This window comes from Trichlorobacter sp., assembly GCF_030247655.1.
In the GTDB taxonomy this organism is placed as follows: Bacteria; Desulfobacterota; Desulfuromonadia; order Geobacterales; family Pseudopelobacteraceae; genus Trichlorobacter.
On the sequence record NZ_JAOTRZ010000165.1, the window covers coordinates 1 to 6,682 of the forward strand.

5 protein-coding genes are annotated in these 6,682 nt (G+C 54.8%); all 5 read left to right on the top strand.

What is annotated here, in order from left to right:
• Positions 1–981, top strand: a 981-nt coding sequence (locus OEL57_RS12475) for an NAD(P)-dependent malic enzyme (RefSeq protein ID WP_300740856.1), incomplete at its 5' end; no start/stop codon positions are given.
• A gap of 101 nt (positions 982–1,082) precedes the next feature.
• Positions 1,083–1,886 (top strand): TIGR00266 family protein, encoded by an 804-nt coding sequence (locus OEL57_RS12480; protein ID WP_300740857.1) that lies wholly within the window; start codon positions 1,083–1,085, stop codon positions 1,884–1,886.
• The gene (locus OEL57_RS12485) at positions 1,879–2,976 is read left to right on the top strand and encodes a M48 family metallopeptidase (protein WP_300740858.1); all 1,098 of its coding nucleotides are present in this window, start codon (positions 1,879–1,881) and stop codon (positions 2,974–2,976) included. The genes OEL57_RS12480 and OEL57_RS12485 overlap by 8 nt, the downstream gene beginning before the upstream one ends.
• Positions 2,977–3,005: 29 nt before the next feature.
• Positions 3,006–5,678 carry a UPF0182 family protein gene (locus OEL57_RS12490; RefSeq protein ID WP_300740859.1) on the top strand — a complete coding sequence of 891 codons (2,673 nt, stop codon included), beginning with the start codon at positions 3,006–3,008 and terminating at the stop codon, positions 5,676–5,678.
• 25 nt (positions 5,679–5,703) lie between these two features.
• On the top strand, positions 5,704–6,682 hold a 979-nt coding region (locus OEL57_RS12495), incomplete at its 3' end, for an AI-2E family transporter (RefSeq protein ID WP_300740860.1).

The window sequence follows — 6,682 nt, forward strand, 5'->3', positions numbered from 1 at the left end:
GTTGCATCCATCTGTCGTAAAATCCAGCGGCAGCCTGAACTGGCAGCCAGATATACCGGCATCAGCAACAGCGTAGCGATCATCACCAACGGCACCGCAATTCTTGGCCTTGGGGATATCGGCCCGGTTGCCGGCATGCCGGTAATGGAAGGCAAGGCGGTGCTATTTGACCACCTTGTGGGGATTTCAGGGGTTCCAATCCTGATGAAAAGCAAAAATATCGAGCATATCATTGAGACTGTCTGGCACATCGCCCCGACTTTCGGCGCGATCAAGCTTGAAGACATCGCCGCTCCTGACTGCTTTGAAATCGAACAACGCCTCTCAGAGATGCTCAATATCCCGGTCATGCATGACGACCAGCACGGCACGGCGGTTGTAGTTCTTGCTGCCCTGCTTAATGCGACACGGATCACCGGTATCAACCTTTCAGAGATGACGGTCGGGATCATCGGCCTTGGCGCTGCCGGCATCGGTATTACAAAACTGCTCATGGCCCACGGCGTAAAACAGGTTATCGGCACGGACCTGAATGAGGGTGCCAAAGAGATGCTGGGGGCTCTTGGCGGCAGGGCCACGGATCTCTCCGGAGTCTTGCATGATGCCGGGATTGTTATCGCCACCACCGGTTGTCCGGGACTAATCAAACCAGAAATGGTACAACAGGGACAGATTATTCTGGCTCTGTCCAATCCTGACCCGGAAATACGTCCGGAGGCGGCAATGGCAGCCGGGGCGGCGTTTGCGGCAGACGGCAAGAGCGTCAACAACGCCCTGGCCTTCCCCGGTATTTTCAGGGGAGCGCTCGATTCCGGCGCAACCGCCATCAACAAACCGATGCTGCTTGCTGCGGCACGAGCAATTGCCGATCATGCAGGTAATCGAGAGCTGGTTCCGGGGATACTTGATCCGAAAGTTCATTCAGCAGTGGCAGACGCCGTGTATATAGCCGCAGGGGGCCGCAGCCAAGCGCCGGTATGAGTAGCTGATATTTGTCGAGATATCACTGCAATAACCATACGTTCAGATTGTTGGAATGTTTGCAGTCAAACTCAAATGCAACTCAAAGGAGGTAGTCAGACATGGCAATGGACGTAATTGATTATGAAATTTTTGGTGCCGAGATGCAGTTTGTGGAGGTGGAGCTTGACCCGGGTGAGGCGGCCATAGGTGAAGCCGGGGCCATGATGTACATGCAGGACGATATCCAGATGGATACGGTCTTTGGCGACGGTTCCCAGCAGACAAGCGGCTTCATGGGCAAACTGCTGGGTGCCGGCAAACGGTTGCTGACCGGTGAAAGTCTGTTTACCACCGTATTCCATAATGAAGGCAGTGGCAAACGGCGGGTCGCCTTTGCAGCTCCCTACCCAGGCAAGATTATTCCGGTAGATCTGACGGAAGTCGGCGGCACCTTGATCTGCCAGAAGGATTCCTTCCTCTGTGCAGCCAAGGGGGTCTCCCTCGGCATAGCATTCCAGAAAAAGATCGGCACCGGACTGTTCGGCGGCGAAGGCTTCATCATGCAGAAGCTTGATGGCGACGGCATGGCCTTTATCCATGCTGGCGGCACTCTGCATGAAAAGGTGCTGGTCCCTGGCGAGACCATACGTGTTGACACAGGCTGCGTGGTTGCATTCCAGCCGTCGGTGGATTTTGACATCAAATACGTCGGCAAGATCAAGTCAGCCATCTTCGGTGGCGAGGGTCTGTTCTTTGCCACCTTAAGCGGGCCGGGCAAGGTCTGGCTGCAATCCCTGCCACTGTCCCGTCTGGCCAATCGGATCATCATGTCGGCTCCGGCGGCCGGCGGCCGTTCCGCTGATCAAAGCTCACTACTTGGTGCCGGTGTGTTGGGTGGCATCCTTGGCAGCAGTGATGACTGACAGCGTATTTACTGGCAGACTCTTCGGGCCCGGCATTGCCGGCGCAGGAGTTGCTGCGGGAGCCGCCTGGGAACTGACTGGAGGTTTAAGGATATTACCTCTGGATCCGGGGCTCGGTATCCTGAACGCTGAACAACCGTCAGTTACAAGCGGCGGATTCAATGCCGGCGGGCTCAGAATCGCCTGGCAGGATGGTGACGCAAGCTGGGCATTTATTGTTGATGCAGGAGACGAACAGGCCCGTTGCAAGGCCACGGCACCGCCTCAAATCAGTGAGCAGTTTAACGGTATAACAAGGAAACGGAACCGTCTGGAGCGCCGTTTTAAGATGGGCGGCGCTCTGCTCAGCTTTATTATACTGCTGCCGCTGTTACTGATAGTGCTGTTTCTTTTAAACCGTGACCGTATCGCCTCCTGGGTTGTACAACGTATTCCGGTGGCCCATGAAGCGCGTCTGGGAGACATGGTATTGGCGCAGAGCCGGCTTCAGATGAAGATACTGGACAGCGGGCCTGACGTTGATGCCATCAGAAACATCGGTAAAAGGCTTACTACAGGTTCTGCCCATACCTACCGCTGGTTTGTCGCCGAACGGTCGGATCTGAATGCATTTGCTGCTCCAGGCGGCGTGGTGGTAGTATTCCGGGGGCTGCTGAATTCCGTTGCTTCTTCGGAAGAGCTTGCCGGTGTGCTGGCCCATGAGGTTGCCCATGCCGAACTGCGTCACAGTCTGGTGGGGATGGTCAAGGGCCTTGGGTTGCGGGCGGCTGTGAGCATGACCTTTGGCGATTTATCGGACAGCGTATTCACTGATGGGGCAACCAGGCTCACCGAACTCCGTTTTTCCCGTGATGCTGAACGGGAGGCCGATGCTGAGGGGCTCAGGCTGCTTATGGCTGCACGGATATCGCCCGAAGGAATGCTACGCTTCTATGAGAGGCTTGCTTCAGAAAAACGGGGATCGCCACCTGCCATACTTTCCACCCACCCCGCTTCCGGTGAACGGCTGGATTGGCTACGGAATGAAGTAACGAAGTTTTCAGGCTCCTGGCAACCGCTGCAGGTTTATCCGGGCAAAGGTACTAACTGAGACCGTGCAATGCACACAGAGGAATCATTATGTTTAAAAACCGACTCACGCCGATCCTGTTTGTGCTCTTTATCGTTGTTCCAGCGCTGACCTATCTGCTCAACTACTACACCGACTGGCTGTTCTTTGTGGAAACCGGGTTTTCATCGGTATTTGTGACCAAGCTGTATGCCCAGACCGGCGTAGGTCTGCTGTTCGGCTTGTGCATGTTCGCTTTTCTGGTTCCCAACCTGCTCTATGCAAACAAGGCTGATTTTCCCCATGCCGGAGAGTTCATAGAAGCTGGCACCATCAGATTGCAGCGGCATCAAGCCCTGCCGATGGTCAGGCCGGTCGGTATCGTGATTGCAGCCGGTCTTGCCTTGTTTGCGGGACAGTTCGGCGCGATGCAGTGGGAAAGTGTGCTGCTGTTTATCAACAGGGTCAGTGTTGGCACCGCTGATCCGGTGATCGGCAGGGATATCGGTTTTTATCTGTTCAGCCTGCCGCTGTTTGAACTGCTCAGGGGCTATCTTAACTTCATGCTGCTGGCAACGTTACTGGTAACCGTTGTGGTCTACTACATCCGTGGTGGTATCGCACTGACCCTGCGCGGCCTGCTGGTTGCCGAGCAGGTTCGCCGACACCTGGCAGTGCTACTTTTCCTCTTCTCCGGCGTACTTGCCATTGGTTTCTATCTGGAGGGATTCGGGTTGCTGTACGGCAACAAAGGTGCCTTCTACGGCGCGGGCTATGTTGATGTCAATGTCCGCCTGACTACCCTTACCGCCTTGAGCTTTATCACTCCGCTGGCCGGTGCCATCCTGGCATTCGGATTATGGAAAGGAGTCTGGCGTTTGGTAGTGCTGCCACCAATTATCATGGTAGCCGCGTACCTGCTTGGCATGCGGGGCTACCCGGCGCTGCTGCATAAATTCAAGGTGGCCCCCAATGAGCTGGCCCTTGAAACCCCCTACATCGAGCACAACATCAATTTTACCCGCCTGGGCTATGATCTGAACAAGATCGAAACCGTACCGTTTGATGTTGATACCAGGCTCGCTGCAACTGACATCGCCACCAACGACGCCACCATCAAGAACATCAGACTCTGGGACCATGCCCCGCTGCTCAAGACCTACAGCCAGCTACAGCAGATCCGGACCTACTACAAGTTTTTTGATGTGGACAATGACCGTTATATGGTTAATGGCCAGTACAGCCAGGTCATGCTGTCACCACGAGAGCTCTCCTATGCCGACCTGCCCAGTAAAAACTGGATCAACGAACGGTTGGTCTTTACCCACGGCAACGGCATCACCATGGGGCCGGTCAGCCGGATCAGCAAGGAAGGTCTGCCGGAGTTTTATATCAAGGACATTCCTGCAGTCAGCCTGGCTGACATCAAGGTCACCAGACCGGAGATCTACTTTGGCGAACTTTCCAATGACTATGTGATCGTCAAGACCAGGGTCCCTGAATTCAGCTACCCCACCGCCACCGGCAACATCAATACCACCTACAATGGCAAGGGCGGTGTGCAGATTGATTCCCTGCTGAAAAAGGCACTCTATGCCGCCCACTTCAAAACGGAAAAGATCCTGCTCTCCTCAGACATTACCAGTGAAAGCCGGATACTCTATAACCGGAACATCAGCAAGCGGGTCAAGGCGCTGGCGCCGTTCCTGCTTTTTGACGCTGATCCCTACATGGTGGTGGATGACAAGGGCAAGCTGAAATGGATGATCGATGCCTACACCCATTCGTATCGGCTGCCCTATTCAAAGCCGCTGAAGGGCGGCATCAACTACATGCGTAACTCGGTCAAGGCGGTGATTGATGCCTATGACGGCTCTGTTGATTTCTATATCAGTGATCCCGATGATGTAGTGCTCAAGGTCTATGGCCGGATCTTCCCCGCGCTGTTTAAGCCGATGGCTTCCATGCCGGACGGCCTAAAGGCCCATGTCCGTTATTCCCACCAGTTCCTGCAGGTGCAGGCGGCCATGTTCAGTACCTACCACATGACCGACCCGAAGGTGTTCTACAACAAGGAAAACCTCTGGGAGATACCGACCCTTGGCGAAAAGCAGATGGAGCCGTACTACACCATCATGAAGCTGCCGGGGGAAAAGAAAGAGGAGTATATCCTGCTGCTGCCGTTCAGCCCCTCCAAGCGGGATAACCTGGCTGCCTGGCTGACTGCCCGCTGTGACGGAGAGAACTACGGCAAGATCAAGGCCTACACTTTCCCGCGGGATCGCCTGATCTACGGGCCGAAGCAGATCGATGCCCGGATCAATCAGGACTCCTACATCTCGCAGCAATTGACTCTCTGGAACCAACGGGGGTCGGAGGTAATCCGGGGCAGTATGTTGGTGATCCCGATTGAAAAGTCACTGCTGTATGTGCAGCCGCTGTTCCTGGCTGCCGACAAATCCGGTCTGCCGGAACTGCGGCGGGTGATTGTAGCCTTTGGCGACGAAGTGGTGATGGAAGAGACCCTGGAACTGGCCCTGCAAAGGATCTTTGGTGGCAAGAAGGCTGCTGCCGCACCGGTCGCTGGTGCCGTAGCGGATACGAAAGCATCTCCGGCAAGCCTGGCAAAGGAGGCCATGAGTATCTATGAGCGAGCGATCAACATGCAACGGCAAGGCAACTGGACCGGCTACGGAGAAGAGTTGCGTAAGCTGGAGCAGGTACTAAAGCAGCTTGCAAAATAAATCCATGTAGCCGGGGAAATCTATAATGAGACCTGTTACCATCAGCAATTTGCTGGCTGTTGCTGCCACACTGGCGGTTCTGTATTTTCATCTGGTACCGGCAGCATTTGCCGGTCTGGCTGTGTATGTACTGACGCTGAAGCTTGCACGGCACCTGCCCCGCAATATGAACCGTTTTGCCCATAAGGTTGCCCTGGGAGTCGTGGTTGTCTGTGTCATCTCCTGCCTGATGAGTGTTGGTGGTCTTGTTTGGTCCTATGTCAGCAGCAGCCAGGCTATTGCTGCATTGTTGACAACAGTGGTTGATACGCTGGAAAGTCTCCGTCAAACGCTTCCGGAACAAATTGCGGAAGCGTTGCCGACAACCATTGAGGATTTGCGCCAAAACCTGGTCTCACTTATGGGAGCTCATGCCCGGAAACTGTCCATAGTCGGGCTGGAGGGGATCAAGTTTCTGGCGCATATCATCCTGGGTATGGTGGTTGGCGGTATGGCTGCCGTGCATCACTTTAATGAACATGAAAAGGTTTCACCCTTTATCGGTGCCATGCGTGCAAGACTGGGAAACCTTTCTGTCGCCTTTGACAAGGTGGTCTTTGCACAGGTCAAGATATCCGGCCTCAATGCCGCCCTGACAGCGGTTTATCTGCTTGTCGCCCTGCCGTTGTTCGGTGTTCAGCTGCCTATGGCAACCATGCTGGTCCTGCTGACCTTTGCAGTCGGCATGCTGCCGGTGGTGGGTAACCTTGTTTCAAACTCTGTCATTGTGGTGATCGGTCTTGGCTTTTCATTGGGAGTCGGTGTGGCCTCACTGCTCTTTCTGGTGCTGATACATAAGGCTGAATATTTCATGAATGCGAGGATCGTCGGACATGAGGTGCAGGCAACGGCATGGGAACTATTGAGCGCCATGCTGCTTCTTGAAGCGGTCTTTGGTATTGCAGGACTGGTGGCAGCCCCGGTGGTGTATGCCTGGTTAAAGGCAGAGGTAAAAGTACAGGGAA

Coding starts and splice junctions, on each gene's coding strand:
- OEL57_RS12480 (WP_300740857.1), top strand. CDS start 1,083: ATGGCAATGGACGTAATTGATTATGAAATTTTTGGTGCCGAGATGCAG.
- OEL57_RS12485 (WP_300740858.1), top strand. CDS start 1,879: ATGACTGACAGCGTATTTACTGGCAGACTCTTCGGGCCCGGCATTGCC.
- OEL57_RS12490 (WP_300740859.1), top strand. CDS start 3,006: ATGTTTAAAAACCGACTCACGCCGATCCTGTTTGTGCTCTTTATCGTT.